Annotated in this window: 1 protein-coding gene and 1 pseudogene; both read right to left on the minus strand. The window is 43.1% G+C overall.

Annotation, left to right across the window (positions count from 1 at the left end):
- Positions 1 to 91: 91 nt before the first annotated feature.
- Entirely contained in the window at positions 92 to 889 is a 798-nt protein-coding gene (locus tag R7O12_RS25050; RefSeq protein WP_318126760.1) for a type VI secretion system accessory protein TagJ, read from the minus strand.
- 10 nt (positions 890 to 899) lie between these two features.
- Positions 900 to 1,352, minus strand: a pseudogene (locus tag R7O12_RS25055) (type VI secretion system contractile sheath large subunit); the annotation flags it as partial.

Raw genomic sequence — 1,352 nt, forward strand, 5'->3', positions numbered from 1 at the left:
TGACTGACAGGAAAATCTTTTTCTTCTCTGGTAGTTGGGTCGCTATCAATCAACTTGTCTAGCAGTGAAACCGTTAAAGCCATAATTACTCTTACGCCAACTCTTTTATTACTTGTAGATTTTGTAAGTCAGAAATCGGCAGCGCCATTTCACCGACAAGCCAACACTTCAGACCTAAACCTAAGTAAACTTCTTTGTCAGCTATTTGTTTCCAGTCCGTTTCTCGACCTAGTTTCTGAGCATCACTTTCTGAATCCACGTAAGTCATCGGCATATGGCCTTCACCTTCACCTAAACCGTCAATGTCAAACTCAACGGGGCGCCAAACACTTTCTAGCAAAGAGGTAGCAGATTTGATTTCTAAAGTGTTGATGCTAGCAATAGGGACGAGGAAGTAGTTGCCTGCGGTAGAAAACAGCTCAATGTAACCACCTAAACGATCATCAATATCCCGCACGTCTGAGAACGAAGTATCATTAGCTAAAAAGCCTTTTTCTTGTCTCAGTTCTTCGATTTGAAGAGCAAGTTCAGAAACTTGTTCATAATCTTGACTCACCATTGATAAGTTGAAGCTAACCAATGACTTAGTTAGTTCTTCGCTCTCACCCAATACCTTCGCGGTTGCCGCACCTTGAGCGAAATCCTTTCGCGCTTGAGCAGCTTTAACCAGATGTCTTAACTGGCTAGCGCCTGGAAGATATTCAGGAAACAGTTTAATAGACTGCATCAGTTGCTCATCAGCTCGCTCAAAATCACCATCAATACAAAGCAGTTCAATAAAAGAGCTTCTCAAACTGGCATCCTTGGGAGATGCCTTTATTGCTTCGATTAGTAGTTCTAAAGCTTGTTGCAACTGCCCTTCCGATAAGGCATTTTTCCACTGAGTCATCTTTCTTTCCTTACACCAAATGTTCTGGTGATAATTCCGTAATTAATTTGATACTTGAGACCATTTGGTCGAGCTGAAAATGAGGGCGTAAATGTATCACCGAGTAGAAGTGCCCTGGCGTATCGCGTTTCTCTCTAACTTTGATCTTCGCTTCGTTCAATGGGTACTTAGCTCTGAGTTCATCCGAAGCTTCGTCTGAAGCCGTTGTATATTGATGTAACCAAGTCTGAAACTCCCTCTCGAGCGATGCCGCGTCCTGATAGCCACCTATCTTGTCTCGCCCCATAACTTTGACGTAGTGTGCTATACGCGATACACACATCGTGTATTGGAGCATTGAGGTGAGTTTTGCATTAGTCGCAACATGCTTCTCTTCGTACAGTTTTGGCTTATACAACGAAACATTGGAAGTCATGCCGACCATGTCTGTTTCAGGAACTGGTGAAATCGGAATGAACCCACA

The sequence above is a fragment of the Vibrio sp. Vb1574 genome (genome assembly GCF_033338675.1).

Excerpts from the sequence above, each read along its gene's own strand:
- R7O12_RS25050 (WP_318126760.1), bottom strand. The coding sequence starts at position 889 with ATGACTCAGTGGAAAAATGCCTTATCGGAAGGGCAGTTGCAACAAGCT.